The 23,786-nt window shown below is 70.8% G+C and carries 27 protein-coding genes, 1 pseudogene and 1 riboswitch; of the genes and pseudogenes, 12 read left to right on the top strand and 16 right to left on the bottom strand.

Annotation, left to right across the window (positions count from 1 at the left end):
* The first annotated feature begins 16 nt into the window (after positions 1-16).
* The gene (locus IE317_RS40250; RefSeq protein ID WP_191316623.1) at positions 17-547 is read left to right on the top strand and encodes a MarR family winged helix-turn-helix transcriptional regulator; all 531 of its coding nucleotides are present in this window, start codon (positions 17-19) and stop codon (positions 545-547) included.
* A gap of 72 nt (positions 548-619) precedes the next feature.
* Here IE317_RS40250 and IE317_RS40245 read toward each other — a convergent pair whose 3' ends face one another.
* The gene (locus IE317_RS40245; protein ID WP_191316642.1) at positions 620-1,231 is read right to left on the bottom strand and encodes a GTP cyclohydrolase II; all 612 of its coding nucleotides are present in this window, start codon (positions 1,229-1,231) and stop codon (positions 620-622) included.
* Positions 1,232-1,361: 130 nt separating this feature from the next.
* Between IE317_RS40245 and IE317_RS40240 the strand changes: the two genes are divergently transcribed.
* Positions 1,362-1,994: a LysE family translocator gene (locus tag IE317_RS40240; protein WP_191316622.1), complete on the top strand. Its 633-nt coding sequence runs from the start codon at positions 1,362-1,364 to the stop codon at positions 1,992-1,994.
* A gap of 3 nt (positions 1,995-1,997) precedes the next feature.
* On the opposite strand, the gene IE317_RS40235 is transcribed toward IE317_RS40240, so the two are convergent.
* A complete protein-coding gene (locus IE317_RS40235) occupies positions 1,998-3,059 on the bottom strand; it encodes a cobalamin-independent methionine synthase II family protein (protein ID WP_191316621.1) in 1,062 nt (353 codons plus the stop codon).
* A 252-nt stretch (positions 3,060-3,311) separates the two neighbouring features.
* Between IE317_RS40235 and IE317_RS40230 the strand changes: the two genes are divergently transcribed.
* Both IE317_RS40230 and IE317_RS40225 read left to right on the top strand, forming a co-directional pair.
* Entirely contained in the window at positions 3,312-3,575 is a 264-nt protein-coding gene (locus tag IE317_RS40230) for a DUF3040 domain-containing protein (protein WP_191316620.1), read from the top strand.
* Positions 3,576-3,597: 22 nt separating this feature from the next.
* Complete coding sequence (locus IE317_RS40225) at positions 3,598-4,623, top strand: DNA polymerase IV (RefSeq protein ID WP_191316619.1); 1,026 nt, start codon at positions 3,598-3,600, stop codon at positions 4,621-4,623.
* On the opposite strand, the gene IE317_RS40220 is transcribed toward IE317_RS40225, so the two are convergent.
* Complete coding sequence (locus IE317_RS40220; RefSeq protein ID WP_191316618.1) at positions 4,620-5,267, bottom strand: TetR/AcrR family transcriptional regulator; 648 nt, start codon at positions 5,265-5,267, stop codon at positions 4,620-4,622. The genes IE317_RS40225 and IE317_RS40220 overlap by 4 nt on opposite strands.
* 86 nt (positions 5,268-5,353) lie before the next feature.
* On the opposite strand from IE317_RS40220, the gene IE317_RS40215 reads away from it, so the two are divergent.
* From IE317_RS40215 to IE317_RS40200, 4 genes are all read left to right on the top strand, one after another.
* Complete coding sequence (locus tag IE317_RS40215; protein WP_191316617.1) at positions 5,354-6,244, top strand: AurF N-oxygenase family protein; 891 nt, start codon at positions 5,354-5,356, stop codon at positions 6,242-6,244.
* Positions 6,245-6,287: 43 nt separating this feature from the next.
* Positions 6,288-6,770, top strand: coding sequence for a GNAT family N-acetyltransferase (locus tag IE317_RS40210; RefSeq protein ID WP_191316616.1), 483 nt, complete (start codon positions 6,288-6,290; stop codon positions 6,768-6,770).
* Positions 6,771-6,801: 31 nt separating this feature from the next.
* Positions 6,802-6,881, top strand: a riboswitch (S-adenosyl-L-homocysteine riboswitch).
* Positions 6,882-6,964: 83 nt separating this feature from the next.
* Entirely contained in the window at positions 6,965-8,425 is a 1,461-nt protein-coding gene (gene ahcY, locus IE317_RS40205; RefSeq protein ID WP_191316615.1) for an adenosylhomocysteinase, read from the top strand.
* A gap of 121 nt (positions 8,426-8,546) precedes the next feature.
* A complete protein-coding gene (locus IE317_RS40200; RefSeq protein ID WP_004559113.1) occupies positions 8,547-8,702 on the top strand; it encodes a hypothetical protein in 156 nt (51 codons plus the stop codon).
* A gap of 30 nt (positions 8,703-8,732) precedes the next feature.
* On the opposite strand, the gene IE317_RS40195 is transcribed toward IE317_RS40200, so the two are convergent.
* From IE317_RS40195 to IE317_RS40155, 9 genes are all read right to left on the bottom strand, one after another.
* Positions 8,733-9,389 carry a cation transporter gene (locus tag IE317_RS40195; protein WP_373309232.1) on the bottom strand — a complete coding sequence of 219 codons (657 nt, stop codon included), beginning with the start codon at positions 9,387-9,389 and terminating at the stop codon, positions 8,733-8,735.
* Complete coding sequence (cmtR, locus tag IE317_RS40190) at positions 9,362-9,691, bottom strand: Cd(II)/Pb(II)-sensing metalloregulatory transcriptional regulator CmtR (protein WP_191316613.1); 330 nt, start codon at positions 9,689-9,691, stop codon at positions 9,362-9,364. The genes IE317_RS40195 and cmtR overlap by 28 nt, the downstream gene beginning before the upstream one ends.
* Positions 9,692-9,934: 243 nt before the next feature.
* Positions 9,935-10,144: a hypothetical protein gene (locus IE317_RS40185; protein WP_191316612.1), complete on the bottom strand. Its 210-nt coding sequence runs from the start codon at positions 10,142-10,144 to the stop codon at positions 9,935-9,937.
* 111 nt (positions 10,145-10,255) lie between these two features.
* Positions 10,256-11,122, bottom strand: coding sequence for a non-homologous end joining protein Ku (gene ku / locus IE317_RS40180; protein WP_191316611.1), 867 nt, complete (start codon positions 11,120-11,122; stop codon positions 10,256-10,258).
* Positions 11,123-11,196: 74 nt separating this feature from the next.
* Positions 11,197-12,423, bottom strand: a complete 1,227-nt coding sequence (locus tag IE317_RS40175; protein ID WP_191316610.1) for a styrene monooxygenase/indole monooxygenase family protein — start codon at positions 12,421-12,423, stop codon at positions 11,197-11,199.
* Between the two features lie 17 nt (positions 12,424-12,440).
* Positions 12,441-13,067, bottom strand: coding sequence for a GTP-binding protein (locus IE317_RS40170; RefSeq protein ID WP_191316609.1), 627 nt, complete (start codon positions 13,065-13,067; stop codon positions 12,441-12,443).
* Positions 13,042-13,410 (bottom strand): DUF742 domain-containing protein, encoded by a 369-nt coding sequence (locus IE317_RS40165; RefSeq protein ID WP_191316608.1) that lies wholly within the window; start codon positions 13,408-13,410, stop codon positions 13,042-13,044. Before IE317_RS40165 ends, IE317_RS40170 begins: the two co-directional genes overlap by 26 nt.
* 29 nt (positions 13,411-13,439) lie before the next feature.
* The gene (locus tag IE317_RS40160) at positions 13,440-13,877 is read right to left on the bottom strand and encodes a roadblock/LC7 domain-containing protein (protein ID WP_043788010.1); all 438 of its coding nucleotides are present in this window, start codon (positions 13,875-13,877) and stop codon (positions 13,440-13,442) included.
* On the bottom strand, positions 13,874-15,124 hold the full coding sequence (locus IE317_RS40155) for a sensor histidine kinase (protein ID WP_191316607.1): 1,251 nt from the start codon (positions 15,122-15,124) through the stop codon (positions 13,874-13,876). The genes IE317_RS40160 and IE317_RS40155 overlap by 4 nt, the downstream gene beginning before the upstream one ends.
* 363 nt (positions 15,125-15,487) lie before the next feature.
* Between IE317_RS40155 and IE317_RS40150 the strand changes: the two genes are divergently transcribed.
* From IE317_RS40150 to IE317_RS40135, 4 genes are all read left to right on the top strand, one after another.
* A complete protein-coding gene (locus tag IE317_RS40150; RefSeq protein WP_191316606.1) occupies positions 15,488-16,150 on the top strand; it encodes a TetR/AcrR family transcriptional regulator in 663 nt (220 codons plus the stop codon).
* A complete protein-coding gene (locus IE317_RS40145; protein WP_191316605.1) occupies positions 16,144-17,877 on the top strand; it encodes an ABC transporter ATP-binding protein in 1,734 nt (577 codons plus the stop codon). The genes IE317_RS40150 and IE317_RS40145 overlap by 7 nt, the downstream gene beginning before the upstream one ends.
* The gene (locus tag IE317_RS40140; RefSeq protein WP_308443424.1) at positions 17,874-19,883 is read left to right on the top strand and encodes an ABC transporter ATP-binding protein; all 2,010 of its coding nucleotides are present in this window, start codon (positions 17,874-17,876) and stop codon (positions 19,881-19,883) included. The genes IE317_RS40145 and IE317_RS40140 overlap by 4 nt, the downstream gene beginning before the upstream one ends.
* A gap of 181 nt (positions 19,884-20,064) precedes the next feature.
* The gene (locus tag IE317_RS40135; protein WP_191316604.1) at positions 20,065-21,132 is read left to right on the top strand and encodes a DNA polymerase ligase N-terminal domain-containing protein; all 1,068 of its coding nucleotides are present in this window, start codon (positions 20,065-20,067) and stop codon (positions 21,130-21,132) included.
* A gap of 4 nt (positions 21,133-21,136) precedes the next feature.
* On the opposite strand, the gene IE317_RS40130 is transcribed toward IE317_RS40135, so the two are convergent.
* The 4 genes and pseudogenes from IE317_RS40130 to IE317_RS40120 form a co-directional block, all read right to left on the bottom strand.
* A complete protein-coding gene (locus tag IE317_RS40130) occupies positions 21,137-21,937 on the bottom strand; it encodes a hypothetical protein (RefSeq protein ID WP_268246964.1) in 801 nt (266 codons plus the stop codon).
* 112 nt (positions 21,938-22,049) lie between these two features.
* A pseudogene (locus IE317_RS45235) lies at positions 22,050-22,136 on the bottom strand (hypothetical protein); the annotation flags it as partial.
* Between the two features lie 59 nt (positions 22,137-22,195).
* On the bottom strand, positions 22,196-22,705 hold the full coding sequence (locus IE317_RS40125) for a hypothetical protein (RefSeq protein ID WP_229903175.1): 510 nt from the start codon (positions 22,703-22,705) through the stop codon (positions 22,196-22,198).
* A 100-nt stretch (positions 22,706-22,805) separates the two neighbouring features.
* On the bottom strand, positions 22,806-23,786 hold a 981-nt coding region (locus tag IE317_RS40120), incomplete at its 5' end, for a tetratricopeptide repeat protein (RefSeq protein ID WP_191316603.1).

The following is a 23,786-nucleotide window of genomic DNA, read 5'->3' as shown; positions in this document are numbered from 1 at the left end:
CCCTAACCTGTGCCGCATGACCGACCGACCGGCCGACCTCGACTACCTCTCGTTCGTCGACTACGCGATCGGGAAGACGCAGGCCGAGCTGCCCGCGACCGACCCGGTGGCGATGCGTCTCGGCCTCACCCTGCACCGGCTGGCCGGCGCGCTGGTCTACGACTGGGAGTCCACGGTCCACCGCCCGCGCGGCTGGAGCTGGGGCGGCTTCCGGGTGCTGTTCGTCCTCTGGCTGGCCGGCCCGCTGGAGTCCCGCCACGTGGCCCGGCTCGCCGGGATGAGCCGCGCGGCGGTGTCGGCACTGGTCAAGACCCTGGAGCGGGACGACCTGGTGACGCGCACCCCGGTCCCCCGCGACCGCCGCGCGGTCCTGCTGGCGCTCACCGAAGCGGGCCACACGGCGGTGACCGACGCCTACCAGGAGCACAACGCACGCGAGCAGGCCTGGGTGGCATCACTGACCCCGGCGGAACGGACCACCCTGATCGGCCTGCTGGAGAAGCTCACCACGAGCCCCGCGGCCGCGGCGGCCCAGCGCCTGACCTGACCCTCCGGGTACGCAGCCCGACCCTCCAGGTACGCAACCCGACCGTCCGGGTACGCCGGGCGGCCGTCCGGGTCAGCTGGCGAGGCCGGGCAGGGAGAGCGTGTGCCCGGTCAGCTCGGCCTTCGCCCGCAGGTACCGGACGTTGTTCTCGGTCGCGAACACCCCGGTCGGGACCCGGTCGCGCACCGCGATCCCGGCCGCCCGCAGCTGCGCCGCCTTGTCCGGGTTGTTCGAGAGCAGGTCCACCCGGTCCACCCCGAGCGCGCCCAGCATCTGCGCGGCGACGGTGTAGTCGCGGGCGTCTTCGGGCAGGCCGAGCGCGGCGTTCGCGGCGTAGGTGTCGAGGCCGCCGTCCTGCAGGGCGTACGCGTCGAGCTTGTTGTAGAGCCCGATCCCGCGGCCCTCCTGGCGCAGGTACAGCAGGTACCCGCCGGCCTCGGAGATCCGCGCGACGGCCTCGGCCAGCTGCGGGCCGCAGTCGCACCGCGCGGAGCCGAAGACGTCGCCGGTCAGGCATTCCGAGTGCGGCCGTACCAGCGGCACCTCCCCGGGCGTGCCCAGGACGAACGCCAGGTGTTCCCCGCCGTCGGCCAGGCCGCGGAAGGTGACGGCTTCGGCGTCGACCGCGACGCCGCCGCCCAGCCGCAGCGGGATCCGCACCCGCGTCCGCACCTCGGCCGTCATGCCCGCGCCCCTGGAATCACCCACAAGATCGACCCTACACGAGGTTCAAATTCGAACATCCTGCCACCACGCGCGCGAGGGGCGGCACTCGAGGCGAAACTCAGTGGCGAGCGGGCCGTATTCTCGGGTCATGATCCCCGGTGCCACCGCCGCCTCGTTCCTGCTGGTCGTCGTGCTGGGGGCGATGTCGCCCGGGCCCGACTTCGTGGTCGTGACGCGCTCGGCGCTCAGCGGCGGCCGGCGGGCCGGCATCGCCGCCGGTGCCGGGATCGCTCTCGGGGTCTTCGCCTGGGTGGTCGCGATCGCCCTGGGGGTCGCCGCCGTGCTCACCGCTTCCGCGGTCGCCTTCACCGTGGTCAAGCTCGCCGGTGCGGCCTACCTCGTCTTCCTCGGCGTGAAGGCGTGGCTGGCCGTGCGCCGCGGCGGCTACCGGGACCTCGGGGAGACCCCGGCGGCCCGGCAGCTCACCGCCGGGGCCGCCTTCCGCCAGGGCCTGGTGACCAACCTGCTCAACCCCAAGGTCGCCGTGTACTTCCTGGCGCTGCTCCCCCAGTTCCTGCCCGCCGGCGGCGCCACCGTGCAGACGCTCGAACTGGCCGGGATCGCCACCGCGGGCACGGTCCTGTGGTTCGTCACCCTCGCCGTCGTGGTCGGGGCGCTGAAGAAGTTCTTCAGCGCCGGCCGGGTGCGCCGGGGGCTCGACGCCGTCCTGGGCACCGTGCTCGTCACCCTCGGTCTGAAGGTCGCCGCCGAAACGGCGTGAGCCTCAGCCGAGCGCTTCGGAAGCCAGTCGCGTGCCCTCGACCCGGGCCGCGATCTTCGCGAACGCGATGTCGCGCGACGTCGACGTGTCGTCGGCGAACGGCGAGAACCCGCAGTCGTCGCAGGTGCCGAGCCGCTCGGCCGGGAGGTACTTCGCCGCGGTGAGCACCCGGTCCCGGATCTCTTCCGCGGTTTCCACCCGCGGGTCGATCGGGTCGGTGACGCCGACGAACACCCGCTGGCCGGCCTTCAGGTGGTCGGCGATCACCCGCAGCGCGCGCTCCGGATCGGCTTCGCTGGCCAGCTGGACGAAGAACCGGCCGGCCTTGAGGTCGAACAACGCCGGCAGCAGGCCCGCGTAGTCGACGTCGAGGCTGTGCACGGAATCCTGGTCGCCGCCCGGGCACGTGTGGACGCCGATCTTCCCGCGCTCCTCGGCGGTGAACCGGTCGAGCACGGCGTTGTTCAGCTCGACGAACTGGCGCAGCAGCCCGCCGGACGGGTCGAGCTTCAGCGACAGCCGCCCTTCGGTGAAGTCGATCTGCACGCTGTCCGCGCCCGCTTCGAGGCTGCCGCGGATGTCCGCCTCGGCCTCGTTCACCAGGTCGGCGACGAACTGCTCCTGCGAGTACCCCTCGATGCCCTCGCCCGGGTAGATCAGCGAGAGCGCGGACGCGGCGATCACCGCCTGCTTGACCGGGCGGTCGGTGAGCGTTTTCGCCCGCGTCAGGTACGAATCCGCGTGGGTCGCGTAGTGGAACGGGCCCGCGGTGAGCCGGGGCAGCTGCCGGGTGTGCCCGTCGGCGAACGGGATGACCACGCCGTCGGGCGCCAGGGCTTCGAGCCCGGCCAGCGGGTACGTCGCGAAGCTCGGTTTGCCCTGCTCCCCGTCGGTCAGCACCGGCGAGCCGGTCTCCTCGAAGCGGCGGATCGTGTCGGCGACGGCCCGGCTCTCGAGTTCGGCGAGCGCGGCCGCGTCGATCCGGCCCGCGGCGAACTCGCCGAGGCCGTCGACGAGGTAGGCGGGACGCGGGATGCTGCCGATCGGCTCGGTGGGCAGGGTCATCAGGTCCTCCGGCTGCTTGAAGGTTCCGACCGGGCACCGGCGCGACCGCAGGACGTGGCCGCCCCCAGCCGTCCGGCCGTGACCGGCCACGTTCAGAGGGCAACTTAACGTGGCCGAAGCCGATCACGGAGCGCGGATCACCCGGTCGGCCCAGCAAAAAGCACGAAATCAGAAGACGTTCGGCGGTTCGCGAGGAGGACGATTGGGTATTCGCTACGGCGATACGGCGGGTTCGGCGCCGAAGGAGGCCCGATGCTCAGTCACCACGATCGCACCGAGCTCGAGAAGATCGAGCGCAGCTTGGAGCTCAGCGATCCGGATCTGGCTGCCGCGCTGCGCGACGGCCGGCGCCCGAAGTCGACCGCGCTCCGCACCACGCTCCTGATCTTCTTCGACATCACCGCCGTGACGCTGCTGGTCCTGGGCCTGGTGCTGCCCGATCCGGGCGTGACGCTGTGCGGCATCCTCGCGCTCACCGGCACCGTCTGGACTCACGTGGCGCGGCACCGGCTCTGACGATCTGAGGCAGACTGGGCGGGTGAAGTGGGTCCTGCACGTCGACCTCGACCAGTTCATCGCCGCGGTCGAGATCGCCCGCCACCCGGAGCTGCGCGGGAAGCCCGTGGTGGTCGGCGGCAACGGCGACCCCACCGAGCGCGCCGTCGTCGCGACGGCGTCGTACGAGGCCCGCGAGTTCGGCGTCCAGTCCGGCATGCCGCTGCGGATCGCCGCCAAGCGCTGCCCGGACGCCGTCTTCCTGCCGAGTGACCCGGACGCCTACCTCGAAGTGTCGGCGCGCGTGATGGCCGCGGTGCGCGAGCTGCCGGTGGTGGTCGAGGTGCTCGGCTGGGACGAGGCCTTCGTCGGCGCGGAGACGGCCGATCCCGAGGCGCTGGCCGTCGCGATCAAGGAGGCGGTGGCGCGCGAGACGGGCCTGTCGTGCGCGGTCGGGATCGGCGACAACAAGCTGCGGGCCAAGCTCGCCACGGGGTTCGGCAAGCCGGGCGGGATCTACCGGCTGACGCAGGAGAACTGGTGGGACGTGATGGCGGCCCGCCCGACCGACGCGCTGTGGGGCATCGGCGGCAAGACCGCGAAGAAGCTCGGCGAGCTGGGCATCCACACCGTCCTCGACCTGGCGGGCGCCGATCCGGCGGAGCTGGCGGCCCGGTTCGGCCCGAAGACCGGCCCGTGGCTGCGCCTGCTCGGCGGCGGCATCAGCGACGCCGAGGTGAGCGCGACCCCGTGGGTTGCCCGTTCCCGCAGCCGCGAGACGACCTTCCAGCGCGACCTGACGGACCCGGCGGAGATGGCGGCCGAGGTCACGGCGCTGGCCAAGCGGGTCGCCCAGGACGTCCTCGACGAAGGCCGCCCGGCGGCGCGGGTGGCGGTCAAGGTGCGGTTCGTGCCGTTCCTGACCCACACGCACAGCATCACGCTGCCGGAACCGACGTCGGACGCGAGCGAGCTGGACCGGGCGGCACAGGAGGTGCTCGGGATGTTCGAGCTCACCCGGGCCGTGCGGCTGCTGGGCGTGCGGGCCGAGTTCCCGCGCGAAGACTAAAGCCCGTCCGGGAGCGGCAACGGCCGGTCCGGATCCAGCTCCACGCCGCCTGCCCGCAGGGTGTGGTCCAGCATCGCCCAGATCGTCCCGGTGAGCTGGGCGGTCAGCTGGGCCAGGGTGAGCGTGCCCGGGTGGTCGAGCCAGCGGGTCGTCGCCGATTCGACGTAGCCGACCAGGCCGAACGCGATCGTGTCCGCCGGGGCCGGGTCCAGCCCGAACGCCTTCAGGTAGCCGCTGAACAGCCGGCTGAGGTGGCGGGCGATCGAGCCGCGGACGTCGGGACCGTCCTCGACCCCGCGGATGAGGTAGCGGTGCAGGTGGGCGTGCTCGGTCAGCCAGCGCAGGTGCGTCGCGATCACCGTGGAGATCATCTCGTTCGGTGAGCCCTCGGGGTGCCACAGCGGCGCCAGGTCGGCCGTCACCAGCTCCGCCGCCCGCTGCGCGATCGCCCGGCGGAGGTCGGCCGCGCCGTCGAAGTGCCGGTACAGGCGGGTGCGGGCGACGCCGGCCCGCTCGGCGATCTGCTCGGTCGAGACGTCGGGGCCGTGCTCGGCGATGGCCGCCAGCGCCGCGTCGACGAACTCCGCGCGCCGCCGTTCCTGCTGGCCCGCCCAGCGCGTCGCCCGTCCGTCGACCTTGGTCACGGCGAAAGCCTACTCACGCACCCATCGGGCGGTGTACGCTGCCGAAGTAGCTAGTACACCGCGTACCCCTTACTTTGGAGGCCGCCATGGGCGTCGAGGCCCAGGACCGGGACGTCACCGCGGCTCGCCTGCTCAGGAGCTCCGCGAAGAACTCCTACGACCCGTACGTCGACATCGACTGGGACGCGCCGCTCGCCGAGGGCAAGGCGTACATGCCGCTCGAGCGCGTCTCCCTCTACGGCACGGACCTCTGGGCGAAGCTGACGCCGGAGCAGCGGATCGAGCTGTCCAAGCACGAGATCGCCAGCATCATGAGCGTCGGCCTGTGGTTCGAGATCGTCCTGATGCAGCTGCTGGCCCGGTACGTCTTCGACCTCGACGCGCGCACCGAGCACGCGCAGTACGCGATGACCGAGATCGGCGACGAGACGCGGCACTCGGTGATGTTCGCCCGCACCGCCGACCGGCTCGGCGTCCCGCGCTACGGCGTCCCGAGGGTGGTCCACCGCGCCGCGAAGGTGTTCGGGGCGACCGCGGCCGGGCCGTCGATGTTCGCCAGCGTGCTGGTCGCCGAGGAGACCACCGACCGGCTCCAGCGGTCGATGATGGACGACGACGGCATCCAGCCGCTGATCCGCTCGGTCAACCGCATCCACGTGGTCGAGGAGGCCCGGCACGTCCGGTTCGCCAAGGAGGAGGTGCTGCGCGAAACGCCGAAGCTGTCGAAGGCGGCGCTGCAGCGCCACCGGCTGCGGACGGCACTGGTCGCCTTCGGCGTGATCGACAGCATGGTCGACGCGCGGATCTACCGCAGCGTCGGCATCGACCCGCGCGAGGGCCGGGCGGCGGCGCTGGCGAACCCGCACTTCCACGAGACGCGCCGGTGGATGGCCGCGAAGATCGTGCCCTTCCTGCGCGACGCGGGCCTGATCGGCGGCCGCTCCGAGGGCATCTGGCGGCGGGCGCACCTGCTCTGAAACTCCTTCGCGCGCGCGTGCCGGTGTCCGCCAGGATGACCCGGTGATCACCATCAGGACCGCCCGCGGTGCCGACGAACCCGTGCTCGCCGAGATCGACCGGCACACCTGGACCTCGGTCGTGTCCCCCGCACCCGCGCCCCCGCCTGGCACGCCCTTCTTCGACGAGGACGCGCGCCCCGAAGACTTCCTCGTCGCCGAGCACGACGGCGTGGTCGCCGGTTACGTCCGGCTCGCCGCGGGCCACGACATCCCCGCGCACCGGCACGTGCTCGTGATCGGCGGCCTCGCCGTCGCTCCTGACCGGCAGCGGCTCGGGATCGCGCGGCAGCTCGTCGAGGCCGCCGTGGCCGAGGCCCGGCGACGCGGCGCGCGCAAGGTGACATTGCGCGTGCTGGGGCACAACACCGGCGCGCGGCGTGTCTACGAGCGTTGCGGGTTCGTCACCGAAGGCGTGCTGCGGGGCGAATTCCGCATCGACGGCACCGACGTCGACGACGTTCTCATGGCCCGCTCGCTCGCTTGACAGCCGCGCGACCGCTTTGCCATCCTGGTCGCGGGCCGAGAGGCGCTGCGACGGAAATTCCTTCCGCCACGCTCGGCCCGCAGACCACGACTCCAAGGGCGCCTCCCGCGAGGGAGGTGCCTTTTTCGTTGTCCGCAAGGACTTCCGTGCTGCCTCCCGAGCGCATCCCGACGATCTCCGGAGTGCACCGAAGCATGAGTGACAAACTGCAGACCCGAAACGGCCTCGACTTCGCCGTGGCCGACCTGTCCCTGGCCGACGCCGGCCGCACCCAGCTGCGGCTGGCCGAGCACGAGATGCCCGGCCTGATGGCCATCCGCCGCGAGTACGCCGCCGCCCGGCCGCTGAAGGGCGCCCGCATCGCCGGCTCGCTGCACATGACCGTGCAGACCGCCGTGCTCATCGAGACCCTGGTCGCCCTCGGCGCGCAGGTGCGCTGGGTGTCCTGCAACATCTTCTCCACCCAGGACGAGGCCGCCGCCGCGGTCGTCGTCGGTCCGGAGGGCACCGTCGAAGCCCCGGCCGGCACGTCGGTGTTCGCGTGGAAGGGCGAGACGCTCGAAGAGTACTGGTGGTGCACCGATCAGCTCTTCGCCTTCCCCGGCGGCCAGGCCCCCAACATGATCCTCGACGACGGCGGCGACGCCACCCTGCTCGTTCACAAGGGTGTCGAGTTCGAGGCGGCGGGCGCAGTGCCACAACCGTCCGAAGAGGACTTCGAGGAGTACCGGATCGTCCTCGAGACACTGCGCGCGAGCCTCGCGGCCGACGGTGACCGCTTCACCCGGATGGCCAAGGAGATCCGCGGTGTCACCGAGGAGACGACCAACGGCGTCAAGCGGCTCTACAAGCTCGCCAAGGACGGCGAGCTGCTCTTCCCCGCGATGAACGTCAACGACTCGGTGACGAAGTCCAAGTTCGACAACAAGTACGGCATCCGTCACTCCCTTGTGGACGGATTGAACCGGGCCACCGACGTCATGATCGGCGGCAAGCGCGTGGTCGTCTGCGGTTACGGCGACGTCGGCAAGGGCGCGGTCGAGGCGCTGCGCGGGCAGGGTGCCCGGGTCGCGGTCACCGAGATCGACCCGATCTGCGCGCTGCAGGCGGCGATGGACGGGCTCGACGTCGTGGAGCTGGACGACGTCGTCGAGCAGGCCGACATCTTCATCACCACCACCGGCAACTTCGGCATCATCTCGGCGGACCAGATGAGCCGGATGAAGCACAACGCCATCGTCGCCAACGTCGGGCACTTCGACAACGAGATCGACATGGCCGGGCTGGCGAAGCTGCCCGGGGTCGCGAAGAAGGAGATCAAGCCGCAGGTGCACGAGTGGACGTTCCCGGACGGCCACGCGATCATCGTGCTCTCCGAGGGCCGCCTGATGAACCTCGGCAACGCGACCGGCCACCCGTCCTTCGTGATGTCGAACTCGTTCACCAACCAGGCGATCGCGCAGATCGAGCTGTTCACCAAGCCCGGCGAGTACGCCACCGACGTCCACCGGCTGCCGAAGCACCTCGACGAGAAGGTGGCCCGCCTGCACCTGGACGCGCTCGGGGTGAAGCTCACCAAGCTGACGAAGGCGCAGGCCGAGTACATCGGCGTCGACGTCGAAGGACCGTACAAGCTCGATCACTATCGGTACTGATCCAAGATTGCTCCATTCGCCGTAGTTTGGTTTATCCGAAAACTGGCCATCCTCACGGCGAGAGCGCATCCGCCCGGACGGCACGGAGCCGGGCCGGGTCTCATGCGAAGGAGTGTGTCAAGTGATCATTCTCGGTGTGATTCTCCTTGTCATCGGGTTCATCGTGGGCATCCCGGTGCTGTACACCATCGGTATCATTCTCGCGGTGGCCGGCGTGGCACTGGCCATCCTGGGCGGCACCGGCCGCCGGATCGGTGGCCGCGCACACTGGTACTGATCCCGAGACCCCGCCACGGCCTGGCGCGCGTCAGCAGCAATGCTGGCCGCGCCAGGCCGTTCGGCCTTCTTTCACCGCCACCCCGGCGATCGCGAGCGCGACGACCGGGTCGGCCCACCACCAGCCGAACAGGGCGTTGAGCAGCAACCCCGCCAGCAGCACCGCGGAAAGGTAAGTGCAGAGCAAAGTCTGCCGCGAATCCGCGACGGCGCTGGCGGATCGCAGCTCTCGCCCGGCCCGGCGCTGCGCCGCGGACAGCGCGGGCATCACCGCCAGGGAAATGGCCGCGAGCACGATTCCGGTTCGCGAACTTTCCGGCACCTCGCCGGTGAAAAACAAACCGAGCGCTTCGCCGGTCACGTAAATCGCGAGCGCGAAGAAGGAAATCGCGATCGCCCGCAACGCCCGCCGTTCCCGCGTTTCCGGGTCACGGCCGGAAAACTGCCACGCGACCGCGACCGCCGACGCGACCTCGATCACCGAATCCAGCCCGAAGCCGATCAGCGCCGCCGACGACGCCGCGGCGCCGGCCGCCAGGGCGACCACGGCCTCGACGACGTTGTAGGTGATGGTCGCGGCCACCAGCAGCCGCACCCGGCGCACCAGCACCGCCCGGCGATCCGGCGGCACCGCAGGTGTACAACAGCCGTCGGCGCACGTCAACGCGCCACCACCTCGTCCTCGCAGGCGTCCCGCGGTTCGACCGCCAGGACGACCTGGACCAGTTCCCGCAGCGCGCGGGCCAGGTGTTCGTCGGCGATCTCGTACCGCACCTGACGCCCCTCGTAGCCGGCCACGACGAGCCCGCAGCCGCGCAGGCACGACAGGTGGTTCGAGACGTTGGACCGGCTCAGCCCCAGCTCCGCGGCCAGCCGCCCCGGATAGGCCGGGCCGTCGAGCAGCGCGGTCAGGATCCGGCAGCGGGTCGGATCGGACAGTGCCCGGCCGATCCGGGCCAGCGCCGACTCCCGCGTCTCACAGGTCACCATGCAGTGAACTGTACAGCCGATCCTGACGTATCCACAGCGGACACCCGGCAAAGAAAAGGGTCCTCCGGCTCCGAGGGGGAGGGAGAGCCGAAGGACCTCGTTAGTGTTAGCACATCGCCAAGCCCGTGTACACAGCTGCATACACGATCGGGTTACGCCCTTGACAGCTTCCTGACGCCGCGCAGACCTCCCACCGGGTGCGGAAAACCCGGCGGGAAGGCCGGCTCGGCCCTGGCGGGAGGCTCAGGAAGCTTGCCGCAGCAAGGGTTTGTGCGACGCGTCGGCACAGCCGCAGCCGCCGCCGACACCCCGGCAGTCGACGATCAGCCCGTGGCGCACGCGGTCACCGTCCTCACAGGCCGGTTCGGTGCACTCGGCGTACCCACCGTCCGGGTGCACCACCAGCGTGCCGTGGCAGTGATCGATCCCGGCGTCACAGGAAGCACACTCCATGACCGGCCGCCTTTCCGCGCTCGTGGACGACGTGCTCCCACGGTAGGACCGGGTCACCCGCCGGCACGGCACCCGGGCGGCGTGTCGGAACGACCACCCGTCCGGGGCGGCTCAGGTGGATTTCGGCGCCCGTTTGCGGGCCGCCGGCTTCTTCTTGGCCGGTTCGACGTCCTCTTCGGACGCCTCCGAAGAGGACTGCCTCGACTTCTTCGCGGCGTCCACACTGGCCTGCAGCGCCGCCATCAGGTCGACGACGTCGGCCTTGGCGGTGACGGCGGCGGGCTTGGTCGTCTCGTCGCCGGCGACCTTGGCCTCGATCATCTCCTCGAGGGCCTCGCGGTAGTGGTCGTGGTACTTGTCCGGCTCGAACACCGGCTCGGCCAGCGAGTCGATCAGCGACCCGGCCATGGTCAGCTCCTGCGGCCGGATCTGCGGCGGGTCGTCGCGCAGGAACGGGAAGTCCGGCTCACGGACCTCGTCCGGCCACAGCATGGTGGTCATCACCAGCACGTCGGCGTGCACCCGCAGCACCGCCATGCTCTCCCGCTGCCGGACCGCGACCTTCGCGATGGCCACCTGGCTCGACTTGTGCAGCGCGTCGCGCAGCACGACGTACGGCTTCACCGCGTTCTTCTGCGGCTCCAGGTAGTAGGTCCGGTCGTACTGGATCGGGTCGATCGACTCCAGCGGCACGAACTCCAGCACGTCGATGGTGCGCTGGGTGGCCAGCGGCAGGTCGGCCATCTCCGCGTCGGTGATCACCACCATCTCGCCGTCCGGCAGCTCGTAGCCCTTGGCGATCTCGGCGTACGGTACTTCCTGGCCGTCGATCGTGCAGAACCGCTTGTACTGGATGCGGCCGCCGTCGGCCTCGTGCACCTGGCGCAGGGAGACGTTCTTGTTCTCGGTGGCCGCGTACATCTGGATCGGGATGCTGACCAGCCCGAAGGACACCGAGCCCTTCCACATCGCCCGCATGCCACGCACCTCCGAGGTAATCTTCACGCTACGTGACAACCGTAGCCCGAATCGTCCCTCGGCGACAGTCTGATCTAGACCTCTGCCAGGTATTTCTCCCAGAGTGCCGGATCCATGAACCAGTGCTGGAAGTCGGCCGGATCGGTGAATCCGTTGACGAACCGCCGGGCGACCGCGGGGTTCTGGCCGGCCACCCCGAGGATCTGGAGCACGTGCGGGGGCGGCGGCAGGAGCAGGGCGTTGGTCCATTCGGTCACGTGCCGGGCGTACTCCCAGTAGCGCTCGAACGTCGCTTCCATCCACCCGGCGTCGAACGGCTGGTCGCCGTGCGCGACGATCGCGTCGAGGTAGGTCGCCGCGCAGTGGCTCGCGTTGTTCGAGCCCTGCCCGGTGATCGGGTCGTTCGCCACGACGACGTCGGCCATCCCCAGCACGATCGCCCCGCCCGGCAGCGTGCCGACCGGGTGGCGGACCACCGGCGTGTACCCGCCCGCCAGGGTCGCCTTGGCGTCGGTCAGCTCGGCGTCGCGGCAGCGCTCGTACTCCCACGGCACGAACTGCCGCATCAGGTCCAGCACGCGCCGGAAGTGCTCGTCCGGGCCCGGGTGGTCGTCGAAGCAGTCCAGCGGCCCGCCGGGCACGCCTTCGAAGAAGAGGATGTCGCAGTTCCCGCTCAGCGTGTACGCCGGGATCATGAACAGCTCGCCGACGCCGGGGACGATGTTGAACCGCACCCCCACCTTGTCCGGGTGCTCCGGGCGCCGGCCGACGCCGTGGGCGTAGACCAGGGAAAGCGCGCGCATCGGCCGGGTGTACGGCGACCGCTCGGGCACGCGGTCGAACAGCTGGACCAGCTCGCCCTTGCCGGCCGAGATGATCACCAGGTCGTAGAGCCGGGCCAGCGCGTCCAGTTCGGACGTCATCACGCCGTGGATGACGAGCTTGCCGCCGCGGTCCTCGAACAGCTCCAGCCAGCCGGCCATCTTCACCCGCTGGTCCACCGACTGGGCGGGGTGGTCGAGCTCGGCGAACCAGTCGAGCGCGCGGCCGCCGTCCGGGGCGGCCACCGAGACGCCGAGGCCCTCGACGTTGACCGTCTCGGCCTCCCAGAGGTTGATCCCGAGGTCGCGCTCGTGCTGCAGCGCGTCGTGGAACATGCACTGCGTCGACATCACCCGCCCGTTCCGGATCTCCTCCGGCGTCCGCGCGGACATCACGGTGACGTCGTAGTCCTTCGCCTGCAGCCCGAGGGCCAGCTGCAGGCCGGACTGCCCGGCGCCCACGACCAGGACCTTGCGCATGGAGTTCGTTCTCCTTCTCAGGCGTGCGGGGCACTGCCGGCCAGCTCACGGCCCGCCGGGCCGGAGAGCACCGCCAGTGACAACGTGTGACCGACGAGCTCGGTCAGGGTGGCGATCGTCGACGCGCGGTCCCGGGCGTCGCAGGTGACCAGCGGCACGCTCGGATCGAGCGCGAGGGCGTCCCGCACCTCCTCCAGGTCGTGCACGGGCATGCCTTCGAACTGGTTGACCGCGACGATGAACGGCAGCTCCGAGTCGTTCTCGAAGTAGTTGATCGCCGCGAAGGACTCGTCGATCCGGCTGGTGTCCACGAGCACGACCGCGCCCAGCGCGCCGCGGCTCAGGTCGTCCCACAGGAACCAGAACCGCGCCTGCCCCGGCGTGCCGAACAGGTACAGCAGCAGGTCCGGGCGCAGCGTGATCCGCCCGAAGTCCATCGCCACGGTCGTGGTCGACTTGCCGCCGGGCGGGATTTCGTCGATGCCTTCCCCGGCCTCGGTCATCCACGCCTCGTTGCTCATCGGCGGCACTTCCGACACCGCGCCGACGAACGTGGTCTTCCCGACACCGAAGCCCCCGGCGACGACGATCTTCGCGGAGATCGTCAGCAGATCGCCCTCAGGCGGGGAGCCGCTTGAGCCCATCAAGGATCCTCTCGAGCACGTTGGTGTCGTGGTGGTAGGCGTGCGCGGTGGGGTGGACGAACACCGCGCCCTGGGCAGCGAGGTCGCCGAGCAGCACCCGGACCACGCCCAGCGGCAGGTCCAGCCCGACCGACAGCTCCGCGACCGAGCAGCGCACCCGGGCGCGTTCGTAGAGCGAGCGCGACTCGGGCATGAGCGTGTCGCTCAGGGCGGGGTCGTACTGCGGCACCGAGATCAGCGTCTCCACCAGCAGCTGGAACCGCGTGCCGGTGCGGCCGCCGGTGAGCGCGTACGCGCGGATCCGGCGGCTCCGGCGCGGTAACGGGGTGTCCTTTTCGGACATCGGCATCACATCCTGGTCGGGCACGTGCGTCACATCCGGGGCCGGCGCGCGGTCAGCACCTGGCGCAGCTCCGCGCGCACCTCGGGGGTGAGCGCGTGGCCGGCGTTGGTGATGAACTGGGTCATCTCGTAGGCGACCACCTTCATGTCCGCCTCGCCCGAGGTCAGCACCGCGAGCCCGGCACCGGAACCGATGCCCATGAACAGGAAGTAGCCGTGGGTGAGCCGGATGATGATCTGCTCGCAGGCACCCTTCCCGAACAGCGCCGCGCTGTTGCCGGCCAGGGAGAGCAGGCCGCTGGCGATGGCGGCGAGCTGTTCGGCCTCGGCCTCGCCGACCGAGTCGGACGCGGTGAGCGGGAAGCCGTCCACGCTCATGATCAGCGCGTGGCTGACGCCGTGGACCTTGCGCACGAAGTCGTCGAGCAGCCACGCGAAGTTCGCCGTGGCCGGCTGGGGGGCGGTCACCGGGCGGTTCCTCCGGGCGTCTCGTCCTGGCGGGTGCGGTTCTCCGCGAGCGCCGCCTGCTCGCCGTCGGCGAACGCCCCGAGGTCGGCGAGCAGCTGCTCGTGCCCGGCCGCGGCGGTGTCCTGGGCGGGCGGGGGTGGCGGTGGTTCCGGTGCGGCCCCGCGGATGCTGCCGGGCACGCGGCGCGGCAGGCCGTTCGCCGTGGTCCCGCCGACGGTCCCCTCGACCGGCCGCGGCCGCGGGCTGGGCTTGCGCGGCGCCGGGGTGTCCGGGGCCTCCGGCGTGTCCCGGGGCAACGTCCCGGCGCGGCGGCGCGGCAGCCCGCCGACGGTGGTCGGCTCGCGGCCGGCCCCGGCCTTGACCGGCTCGATGGTGACGGTCCGGGTGCCCGACCAGGCGTGCTCGGCGAGCTCGGTGACGATCCCGGTGGGCAGCAGCACGGTGGCGACCGTGCCGTGCGGGCTGCGCCGGTCGAGCCGCACGGTGACGTCGTGCCGGGCGGCCAGGCGGGCGACCACGGCGAGCCCCATGTGCCGCGCCGCGGCGTCGTCGAGGTCGCCGCCCGCGGCCAGCCGCGCGTTGAGCTCGCCGATGCGGTCGGCGGGGATGCCGATGCCCTCGTCCTCGATCCGGACGAGCACGCTGCCCTGCTCGGTCAGGTGTGCGCTGACGTGCACCGGCGAGCTGGGCGAGGACTGGTTGGCGGCGTTGTCGAACAGCTCGGCCAGCACCCGGCCCAGGTCCTCCGCGGCGAAGCCGACGACGCCGAGGTTGACCACCCGGCCGATGGTGATCCGGGCGTAGTGGTTGATCGACGACATCGCTTCGCGCATGAGGTCGAGCACCGAAGTCGAGCGGGCCGCGTCGTCGGCGGTGTCCTGCCCGGCGAGCACGCGCAGGTTTTCGGCGTTGCGCCGCAGCCGCGTGGCGAGGTGGTCCAGCTGGTAGAGCTCGGCGAGGCGGCGGTGGTCCTCCTCCCCAGCCTCCAGTTCTTCGAGCCGCGCGAGCAGCTGGTCGAGGAGGTTGAGGTCGCGCAGGGCCACGCTGGCGCAGATCTCGGCCAGCACGCCGTCACCGGACGGCGCCGCCACCGGGTCCGGCCGGGTCAGCTCGACGAAGGCCGGTCCCGCCGCCGGCGCGTACCCGGGGTGCTTCGGGGGCGCGGTGAGGAACTGCGCGGCGGCGACCCGCGAGCGGTCCAGCAGGACGCGTGATCGATCCAGGATTTCCCGGGCCCGGCTCGCCATGTAGGTCCCACTTCTTCCGTGATCGTGACCGACTGTGGTGCTCGAAGAGCGTGTGCTGCGCCGACCCCCGGCGGCGATGCGGGACATGCAAGCAGAAAGGTTCGTGGGATGTCCACAGCGGGTCCCCGCGCGATCGCCCTGGGTGATCGTGAATTCGGAGTGTCGCCGCTGGTGAGCGCAGGGGATTAGGCCATTCGGTTCAATTTTGCAAATTGCGGGTCGCAACAGAGCGCACACGGCCGCCGAACCCGCAGCTGAGCCAGGCTCTACCCGCGAATTCGCAGGACGGTGCCCGATTTGTCGCAACTTTGCGGGGCACGCAATTTTTTGCGTGCCCCGCAAGTTTTTCGCTACACTCCGTCCATGCCGCCGGAAGAACCACCGAAGCTGACCCTGCGCGAGCGGAAGAAGCGCGAAGCCCGCCGGGCGCTCGCGCAGGCCGCGCTTCGGCTCACGCTGGAGCGGGGGCTGGAGAACGTCCGGGTGGAGGACATCGCCTCCGAGGTGGGCGTCTCCCCCCGCACGTTCAACAACTACTTCTCCAGCAAGGAGCAGGCGGTCTGCTCGGTGGTCGTCGACCGGCACGAGGGGATGCGCGAAGCCCTGCTCGACCGGCCGGAGGGCGAGCCGCTCTGGGAGTCGGTCAAGCACGCGGTGCTCGAGCAATATTCGCGTGATGGCGAGCCGGATCGCGCGTATGTTGCGCGTATCCGGGAGCTGATGGGCCAGCTCATGCTGCGTGGCGAATTCCTCAACGCCCACGCGGCGGTCGAGCGGGTCCTGGCCGAAACGATCGCGAAACGGGTGGGCGGTGTGGACCACCTGCTGTGCCGGCTGATGGCCTCCTCGGTGGAAAGTGCCGTCCGCGTCGCCTTCGTCAACTGGTTCACCGAAGGCGAACCGCTCCTGCCGACGCTGGAGCGGCTGCTGGACGAGCTGGCCGCCGGGATGCCGACCCTGACCGGCGGCACCGAACGGAAACCCGAACCGAACACCACCACTCCACTGGGGGAATCGTTGTGCTAGTCAAGCTCCTGCGCAGCCATCTGCGCCCGTACCGGGGCACGCTGTGGGTGATCGTCGCGCTCCAGCTCGTGCAGACGATCGCCATGCTCTACCTGCCGACGCTGAACGCCGACATCGTCGACGACGGCCTGATCAAGGGCGACATACCCTACATCCTGCGGGTCGGCGCGGTGATGCTGGCCGTCACGCTGGCCCAGATCGCCGGCTCGATCGGCGCGGTCTACTTCGGCGCGCGCACGGCGATGGCGATCGGCCGGGACATCCGCGCCGGGGTCTTCCACCGGGTGCAGGACTTCTCGGCCCGCGAGGTCGGCCAGTTCGGCACGCCGTCGCTGATCACCCGCACCACCAACGACGTCCAGCAGGTCCAGATGCTGGTCCTGATGACGCTGACGCTGATGGTGTCCGCGCCGATCATGTGCGTCGGCGGCATCATCCTGGCGCTGAACCTCGACGTGCCGCTCTCGTCGCTGCTGCTGGTCATCGTGCCGGTGCTGGCGGTCGCCGTCGGCACGATCATCGCTAAGATGCGCCCGGCGTTCCGGCTGATGCAGGTGCGCATCGACCGGATCAACCAGATCCTGCGCGAGCAGATCATGGGCATCCGGGTGATCCGCGCGTTCGTGCGCGACAAACACGAACGCCAGCGCTTCGACGTCGCCAACGACGAACTGCTCACCGTTTCGCTGCGGGTCGGGCGGCTGATGGCGCTGATGTTCCCGATCGTGATGCTGGTGATGAACGCCTCCAGCGTCGCCGTGCTGTGGTTCGGCGGTCAGCGGATCGACTCCGGCAGCATGCAGATCGGCGCCATGACGGCGTTCCTGTCCTACCTGCTGCAGATCCTGATGGCCGTCATGATGGCCACGTTCATGTTCATGATGGTCCCGCGCGCGGAGGTCAGCGCCGAGCGGATCAGCGAAGTGCTCGACACCGAGTCGAGCGTCCGCCCGCCGGTGTCGCCGATCCGCCCCGGCGCGGTCCACGGGCACCTGGAGCTCGCGAACGTCGAGTTCCGCTACCCCGGCGCGGAAAAGCCGGTGCTGTGCGACATTTCGCTGATCGGGCGGCCGGGTGAGACCACCGCCGTGATCGGGTCGACCGGTACCGGCAAGACGACGCTGCTGAACCTGATCCCGCGGCTGATGGACGCCACGAAGGGCACGGTCAAGGTCGACGGCGTCGACGTGCGCGACCTCGATCCGGCGGTGCTCGCCCGCGCGGTCGGGCTGGTGCCGCAGAAGCCGTACCTGTTCGCCGGCACGGTGGCGAGCAACCTGCGCTACGGCAACCCGGACGCGACCGACGAAGAGCTGTGGCACGCGCTGGAAGTGGCCCAAGGCAAGGACTTCGTCGAAGCGATGGAAGGCGGACTCGAGGCGCCGATCGCCCAGGGCGGCACGAACGTCTCGGGCGGCCAGCGGCAACGGCTCGCGATCGCCCGGATGCTGGTGCACAAACCCGAGATCTACCTGTTCGACGACTCGTTCTCGGCGCTCGACTACGCGACGGACGCGGCCTTGCGCCGCGCGCTGGTGTCGGAGACCAAGGACGCGACGGTGGTCATCGTCGCGCAGCGGGTCAGCACCATCCGGAACGCCGACCGGATCATCGTCCTCGACGAGGGCCGCGTCGTCGGCACCGGCACCCACCACGAACTGTTCGACAGCAACGAAACCTATCGTGAGATCGTGCTGTCCCAGCTCACCGAGCAGGAGGCGGCGTGAGCACCACGGAATCGCCCAAGGTCGCCGTCACCGAAGCCGGGGAACGGCCCGTCGCGCAACGGCACCGGAACACCGGGGCCGTGGCCGGACCGGCCGGCCGGTTCATGGGCGGCGGTGCGCCGCCGGAGAAAGCCCTCGACTTCAAGGGTTCGCTCAAGCGCCTGCTGCAGCTGCTGAGACCGCAGCGAGCGGCCCTGATCGGCGTCCTCGTGCTCGGCGCGGCCAGCGTCACGCTGACCGTGATCGGGCCGAAGATCCTCGGGCAGGCCACCGACGCCATCCTCGCCGGCGTGCTCGGCAAGCAGGTGCCGCCGGGAGTCACCAAGGAGCAGATCGTCGCCGGCCTGCGGGCCCGCGGCGACGGCACGCTCGCCGACATCTACAGCCGGGTCGACCTCGTGCCCGGCGTCGGCATCGACTTCGACAAGGTCGGCCAGATCCTGCTGACCGTGCTGGCGCTGTTCGTCATCGCGTCGTTCTTCGGGCTCGTCCAGGCCCGGCTGACCACGACACTGGTGCAGCAGGCGGTGTACCGGCTGCGCCAGGAGGTCGAGGACAAGTTCGCGCGGCTGCCGCTGAAGTACTTCGACCGCCAGCCGCGCGGCGAGGTGCTTTCGCGCGTCACCAACGACATCGACAACCTGGCGATGTCGCTGCAGCAGACGCTGTCGCAGATCGTCTCGTCGCTGCTGACGGTGATCGGCGTGCTCATCATGATGTTCCTGATCTCGCCGCTGCTGGCGCTGATCGCGCTGCTCACCGTGCCCTTGTCGGCCGTCGTGGCGGCGAAGGTCGGGAAGCGGGCGCAGCCGAACTTCATCAAGCAGTGGTCGACGACCGGCAAGCTCAACGCGCACGTCGAGGAGATGTACACCGGGCACTCGCTGGTCAAGGTGTTCGGCCGTCGCGCGGAGTCCGCGGCGATCTTCGACAAGCAGAACGAAACGCTGTACCAGGCGAGCTTCAAGGCGCAGTTCATCTCCGGGATGATCCAGCCGGCGATGATGTTCATCGGCAACCTGAGCTACGTGCTGGTGGCGGTGATCGGCGCGCTGCGCGTCGCGTCGGGCAGCCTGACGCTGGGCGAGGTGCAGGCGTTCATCCAGTACTCGCGCCAGTTCAGCCAGCCGGTCACGCAGATCGCCAGCATGGCGAACCTCCTGCAGTCCGGGGTCGCTTCGGCCGAGCGGGTGTTCGCGCTGCTCGACGCCGAGGAGCAGGCACCGGAACCGGAGCACCCGGAGCGGCCCGAGGTGATCCGCGGGCGCGTCGAGTTCCAGGACGTCTCGTTCCGCTACCTGCCGGACAAGCCGCTGATCGAGGGCCTGTCGCTCACGGTCGAACCCGGTCAGACGGTGGCGATCGTCGGCCCGACCGGCGCGGGGAAGACGACGCTGGTCAACCTGCTGATGCGGTTCTACGAGCTCGACAGCGGGCGGATCACGCTCGACGGCGTCGACATCGCGAAGATGAACCGCGAAGAGCTGCGCGACCAGACCGGCATGGTGCTGCAGGACGCGTGGCTGTTCGGCGGCACGATCGCGGAGAACATCGCCTACGGCGCGGACGACCCGAGCCGCGAGGAGATCGTCGAGGCGGCCCAGGCGACGTACGTGGACCGCTTCGTGCGGACGTTGCCGGACGGCTACGACACGGTGCTCGACGACGAGGGCGGCACGGTCAGCGCGGGTGAGAAGCAGCTGATCACGGTGGCGCGGGCGTTCCTGGCCAAGCCGGTGATCCTCATCCTCGACGAGGCGACGAGCTCGGTCGACACCCGCACCGAGGTGCTCATCCAGCGGGCGATGAACTCCCTGCGCAGCGGCCGCACGAGCTTCGTCATCGCGCACCGCCTTTCGACGATCCGCGACGCGGACGTGATCCTGGTGATGGAGCACGGGCAGATCGTCGAGCAGGGCGACCACGAAACGCTGCTGCACAGCGGTGGGGCGTACGCACGGCTGTACGCGGCGCAGTTCGCCGAAGCGATGGCCGAGACGGACTGAGGGCCGGTCTCGGTGCAGTGAATGACTCATTCCTGGCGTCGGACGCCGGGAATGAGTCATTCACTGCCTTTCTTCCGGTCCGGGCGCCGGGATCGCCGAGCCGGCTGCCGCCGTCGCCACGCCGTGCGGGCCGGACCGGTACGCTGGAGGCTCTTCGAGCGGAAGGGGTACTGGGGCGGCCATGGCCGACAAACTCGAGGAATACCGCCACAAGCGAAGCCGCAGCCGCACCCCCGAACCCTGGCCCGACGGCCCGCCCGTCCCCGGGAACGACGAGCTCTTCGTCATCCAGGAACACCACGCCACCCGGCTGCACTGGGACTTCCGGCTCGAACGCGACGGCGTGCTCGTTTCGTGGGCGGTGCCGAAGGGCCTGCCGCTCTCCCCCGGCGTCCCCCGGCTCGCCGTGCACACCGAAGACCACCCCCTGGAGTACCTCACGTTCTCCGGCGAGATCCCCGCGGGCGAGTACGGCGGCGGCCGGATGACCGTGTGGGACACCGGGACCTACGAAACGCTGCACTGGAACGACCACAAGGTCGAGGTGGTCTTCCACGGCGCCCGCACGCGCGGCAAGTACCTGTTCCAGAACCGCCACGACGAGGACGGCCGCGACTGGACCCTGCGGCGCCTCGATCCCGCCGCGCCCGGCCACGAAGACGCGCCCGACTTCCTCGAGCCGATGGTGGCGGAACCGGGTGAGCTGCCGGCGGACGACGACGCGTGGGCCTACGAATTCGCCTGGGGCGGCCTGCGCACGATGCTGCTGGTCTGCGGCGGCCGCGTCACCGCCCACGACGGCACGGGCGCCGACGTCACCGATCGCTACCCCGAGCTGCACAAGCTGGGTGAGGAGCTCGGGTCCACGGAAGTCCTGCTGGACGGCGAAGTCGTCGTGATGAAGGACGGCAAGCCACATCCCGACGGACTGGACCAGCGCCGCCGGGCCGACGGCGCGGCCGCCAAACGGCTCAAGACCGCCTGCCCGGTCTTCTACTTCGCCGCCGACGTCCTGCACCTCGACGGCCGGCCGACGCTCGAGCTGCCGTACACCAAACGCCGCGAGCTGCTGGACGGCTTGGCGATCGAGGACCGGCACTGGCAGGTCCCCCGCTACTTCGCGGGCGGCGGAGAGGCCGTCGTCGAAGCCGCCCGTCAGCACGGGCTCCCCGGCGTCGTCGCCAAGCGCGCCGACAGCCCGTACCAGCCGGGCAGCGGCACGGGCGACTGGCTGCTCATCGAAAGCTGAGCCGTCAGTGCGGCCGCGGCACCACCGTCAGGTGCCCGCGGCGAGCCCGCCGCAGCAAAGCCCAGGCGACCGCCACCTCGGTCACGCCGAACCCGGTGCACGCGAGCATCCCCGCGTGGAACCCGGCGAGCGCACCGGCCGGGCCGGGCGTTGCCGCCATGTCCGCCGCGATGATCGTGGACACCACCGCCACGCCGAGGGCGCCGCCGACCTGGAACGCCGCCACGTTGATGCCGGAAGCGATGCCCGCGTCGGCCGGGGTGACGCCGGCCAGGGCCGCCGCCGCCAGCACGACCGGGCCGATGCCCAGCCCGAGGCCGAACAGGACCAGGCCGGGGAACACCGTCGTCAGATACACGGCGTCGGGCGAAATGCGGATCAGCAAGGCACTTCCGGCCCCGAGCAGCAGGAACGCGGTGACGGCCACCGGGCGGAGGGTGAGCCGGGTCAGCGCCTTCTGCGCGCCGTACGCCCCGGCCACGCAAGCGATCGGCATCACCGACTGGCTGAGGCCGAACTCGATCGGCGTGTAGCCCAGCACGCCCAGGGAATACTGGGAAAGCACCACGGACATGCCGTAGGCGAGCATCGCCACCAGTGCGGTCAGCACGTTCCCGCCGAGCACGGCCCTCGACCGGAACAGCCGCGCCGGCAGCATCGGCGCCGCCGACCGCCGGTCGACGGCGATCGTCAGCCCGACCAGGGCCACGAAAACCCCGGCGAGCCCGAGGATGGGGGAACTCGTCCAGCCGAGTTCGGGTGCCTCGACGAGCAGGTACACCAGCAGGCCGATCGTGGCGCCCATCGCGGCGATCCCGGACCACGCGGCCAGCGCCCGGTTCCGTTCGCGCCTTTCGGAACATGTCGGTGAGGATCGCCAGCGCCGTCGGGGCCATCAGCGCGGCCGAGACGCCGTGCAGCGCACGGACGACCAGCAACAGCGCGCCGCCCGTGGCGAGGGCGGACAGCACCGGCACGACGAGGAAGAGCGCGGTGCCGAGCATGAACACCCGGCGGCGCCCCAGCAGGTCGGCCGCGCGCCCGCCCAGCAAGGCGGGACGGCTCAGCAGCCGCAGGTGTAGTACGTGATGTCCCAGTGGTTCCCCTCGTCGCAGTAGAGGTTGCCGGACGCGGCCTTCCACTGCGGGTAGCCGTCGCCGCGCAGGCCGGCGTAGCCGAAGCTGTTCTTGATGTAGGCGTCGATGCAGCTGTTGTGCGAGATGTCCACCTTGTAGCCGTTGTAGTGGCTGTAGGTACCCGACGCGTGGCCGACCTCGGTGCCGCCGGTGATGTTGATCGCGCAGCCGCTGGCCCGCTTCAGCGTGATCACGCCGGAGACGGTGCTCTGGTTGATCTGCTCGTAGGACGTGCACGTCGAGTTGGACCGGGTGGTGCAGCCGCCGCTCGACGAGTGCGTCACCCCCGCCGCCGACAGCTGCGACGCGGCCTGCGCCTGCGTGAGCTTGGTGACCGTCTCGGTCGCCGACGCGGTGCCGATGGTGGCGAACACCGCCGTCGCGGCCGAGGCGATCAGCACCGGTGCCACCCGCGCCAGCATCCGTTGTCCCGGCATGAGTTGTCTCCCTCCGACGATTTCCGAACGCCGGGGAGCCAAATCCGGGCGGCCATAACTTCGCCAAACTCGCCGCCCCGCCCGCCGGGACGGGACGCCGTCAGGTCCTGATCTTCGTCAAGACTTCACGAGTCCGGTCCCGGTCCGGGGAATCGCTGGTGACGCCGTCGAGTTCGCGCAGCGCGCGCAGCTCCCACAGCGGGAACCCGAGTTCCCGGAACAACCCGGCCGAGGTGCGCAGCAGCCGTTCCGCCTCGGCGCCGTGCCCCTCCTCGGCCTCCGTCCGCCCGAGGCCGAGCAGCGCGTACCCGGCGCCGCGGCGGTCGCGCAGGTCCCGGAACACCTCCAGCGCGAGCCGCAGGTGCCGCCGGGCGCCCACTGGGTCGCCGGCGCGGCGGCGGGCCTCGGCGAGGCTGCGGTGGGTGTAGGCGGCGGCGTGCCGGTGCCCGATCTGCTCGAACAGCGCCAGCGACCGGGTCAGGAAGCGCTGTCCGTCGGCTGCTTCGCCGGCGTCGGTGTGCAGGTCGCCGAGGCTGCGCAGGACGTGCGCCTCCCAGTGCCGTTCGCGGGTGCGGACGGCGCCGCCGAGCGCCCCGGTGAGCAGGTCGGCGGCCTGGTCCCGGCCACCGTGCCGGCGCAGGACGTCGGCGTAGCGCTTGGCGGCCTGGCCGTGCCCGCGGCCGTCGTCGCACTCCCGGGCGAGCAGCATGCTGACCTCGAAGCTTTCGATCGCCCGCCGCACGTCGCCGATGTCCTCGGCCAGCGAGCCCAGCTGCGCCGCCGCGGCCGCCTGCCCGCGGCGGTCCCCGCACTCGCGCAGCAGGCCGAGCGCTTCCCGCAACTCGGCTTCGGCGGTCTCGGGATCACCTCCGTCGAGGTGGACGTCGGCGAGGGCGGCCAGCACGGCGCCGGTGCCCTGCGGGTCGTCCAGGGCGCGGTAGCGGTGCTCGGCCATGACGAAGCAGCTCCGCGCCCGGTGCCAGTGGCCGTGCTGCCAGTGCACCGCACCGAGGTTGTGGAGCTTCCCGGCCTCCGCGCGCGGGTCGCGGCGGCGGCGGGCGGCGGCCAGCCCGAGCACCGC

The sequence above is a fragment of the Amycolatopsis bullii genome (genome assembly GCF_014654205.1).
Classification (GTDB): domain Bacteria; phylum Actinomycetota; class Actinomycetes; order Mycobacteriales; family Pseudonocardiaceae; genus Amycolatopsis; species Amycolatopsis plumensis.
This window is presented reverse-complemented; position numbering and strand designations above follow the sequence as displayed.